Source organism: Primorskyibacter sedentarius (assembly GCF_004342065.1).
Lineage (GTDB): Bacteria > Pseudomonadota > Alphaproteobacteria > Rhodobacterales > Rhodobacteraceae > Primorskyibacter > Primorskyibacter sedentarius.
This window is the reverse complement of sequence record NZ_SLZU01000052.1, coordinates 1-2,500: the sequence shown is the minus strand read 5'-3', so window position 1 is coordinate 2,500 and position 2,500 is coordinate 1. Positions and strand designations below refer to the sequence as shown.

At 53.8% G+C, this 2,500-nt stretch carries 1 tRNA gene and 2 rRNA genes (1 of these 3 cut by a window edge); all 3 read left to right on the top strand.

From position 1 onward, the window contains the following. Positions 1–2,103 (top strand): 23S ribosomal RNA (locus EDD52_RS23115) (it extends 729 nt beyond the left edge of the window). A 133-nt stretch (positions 2,104–2,236) separates the two neighbouring features. After that, positions 2,237–2,351: ribosomal RNA gene (gene rrf, locus EDD52_RS23110) — 5S ribosomal RNA — on the top strand. Positions 2,352–2,422: 71 nt separating this feature from the next. Beyond that, positions 2,423–2,499 (top strand) — tRNA-Met (locus EDD52_RS23105). The last annotated feature ends 1 nt before the right edge of the window (position 2,500 follow it).

The following is a 2,500-nucleotide window of genomic DNA, read 5'->3' as shown; positions in this document are numbered from 1 at the left end:
AAGGTAAGGTAACACTTACTGGAGGTCCGAACCCACACCTGTTGAAAAAGGTCGGGATGAGTTGTGCCTAGGGGTGAAAGGCCAATCAAACTCGGAGATAGCTGGTTCTCTGCGAAATCTATTTAGGTAGAGCGTCATCCGAATACCCCGGGGGGTAGAGCACTGGATGGGTAATGGGGCCCCACAGGCTTACTGATCCTAACCAAACTCCGAATACCCGGGAGTACTAGATGGCAGACACACAGCGGATGCTAACGTCCGTTGTGGAGAGGGAAACAACCCTGACCTACAGCTAAGGCCCCCAATTCATGGCTAAGTGGGAAAGCAGGTGGGACGACCAAAACAACCAGGAGGTTGGCTTAGAAGCAGCCATCCTTTAAAGATAGCGTAACAGCTCACTGGTCTAATTAAGTTGTCCTGCGGCGAAGATGTAACGGGGCTCAAGCCATGAGCCGAAGCTTAGGATGCACATAGTGCATGGTAGCAGAGCGTAGTGTGACATAGTTCCATGTCTCCTTAGCGGGTTCGCCCGCATTGGAGACGCGGAGCTTTCTGTGAAGCCGGGGCGTGAGCCATCCGGTGGAGAGATCACTAGTGAGAATGATGACATGAGTAGCGACAAAGAGTGTGAGAGACACTCTCGCCGAAAGTCCAAGGGTTCCTGCTTAAAGCTAATCTGAGCAGGGTAAGCCGACCCCTAAGGCGAGGCCGAAAGGCGTAGTCGATGGGAACCAGGTTAATATTCCTGGGCCAGATGGAAGTGACGGATCTCGAAGATTGTTCCTCCTTATCGGATTGGAGGGGCCGTTGAGAGGTTCCTGGAAATAGCTCCATCGCTAGATCGTACCCTAAACCGACACAGGTGGACTGGTAGAGAATACCAAGGCGCTTGAGAGAACTATGTTGAAGGAACTCGGCAAAATACCTCCGTAAGTTCGCGAGAAGGAGGCCCGGTTCCTAGGCAACTAGGGGCTGGGGGCACAAACCAGGGGGTGGCGACTGTTTACTAAAAACACAGGGCTCTGCGAAGTCGCAAGACGACGTATAGGGTCTGACGCCTGCCCGGTGCCTGAAGGTTAAAAGGAGGGGTGAGAGCTCTGAATTGAAGCCCAGGTAAACGGCGGCCGTAACTATAACGGTCCTAAGGTAGCGAAATTCCTTGTCGGGTAAGTTCCGACCTGCACGAATGGCGTAACGACTTCCCCGCTGTCTCCAACATAGACTCAGCGAAATTGAATTGCCTGTCAAGATGCAGGCTTCCCGCGGTTAGACGGAAAGACCCCGTGCACCTTTACTACAGCTTCACATTGGCATTAGGCCGAGCATGTGCAGGATAGGTGGTGGGCTTTGAAGCAGGAACGCCAGTTTCTGTGGAGCCTCCCTTGAGATACCACCCTTGCTCTGCTTGATGTCTAACCGCGGTCCGTTATCCGGATCCGGGACCCTGTGTGGCGGGTAGTTTGACTGGGGCGGTCGCCTCCTAAAGAGTAACGGAGGCGCGCGAAGGTTGGCTCAGAGCGGTCGGAAATCGCTCGTTGAGTGCAATGGCAGAAGCCAGCCTGACTGCAAGACTGACAAGTCGAGCAGAGTCGAAAGACGGCCATAGTGATCCGGTGGTCCCAAGTGGGAGGGCCATCGCTCAACGGATAAAAGGTACGCCGGGGATAACAGGCTGATACTGCCCAAGAGTCCATATCGACGGCAGTGTTTGGCACCTCGATGTCGGCTCATCTCATCCTGGGGCTGGAGCAGGTCCCAAGGGTACGGCTGTTCGCCGTTTAAAGAGGTACGTGAGCTGGGTTTAGAACGTCGTGAGACAGTTCGGTCCCTATCTGCCGTGGGTGTAGGATACTTGAGAGGAGTTGCCCCTAGTACGAGAGGACCGGGGTGAACGATCCACTGGTGTACCAGTTGTTCCGCCAGGAGCAGTGCTGGGTAGCTATGATCGGAAAGGATAACCGCTGAAGGCATCTAAGCGGGAAGCCCCCCTCAAAACAAGGTATCCCTGAGGGCCGTGGTAGACCACCACGTCGATAGGCCGGAGATGTAAGCGCAGCAATGCGTTCAGTTGACCGGTACTAATTGCCCGATAGGCTTGATTTGATCCAGTAGAAGCCAGGCAATACCTGACTTCAAACGGATCAGAAGCATACACACCAAACGTGTACGCGATTTGGACAATGTCGATTTGGTTCCGCATCTGAAACACTTGCGGAACGTTCTGGTTCTTTCTCGGTTTGGTGGTCATAGCACGAGCAAAACACCCGGTCCCATTCCGAACCCGGCCGTTAAGTGCCGTCGCGCCAATGGTACTGCGTCTTAAGACGTGGGAGAGTAGGTCGCCGCCAAACCTAGTAAGAACCAGTACAAAAACATATCTCTCAATACGATAGTCATACATCCGCTGATCGGACAAAATTGGCGCGGGATGGAGCAGCCCGGTAGCTCGTCAGGCTCATAACCTGAAGGTCGTAGGTTCAAATCCTACTCCCGCAACCAA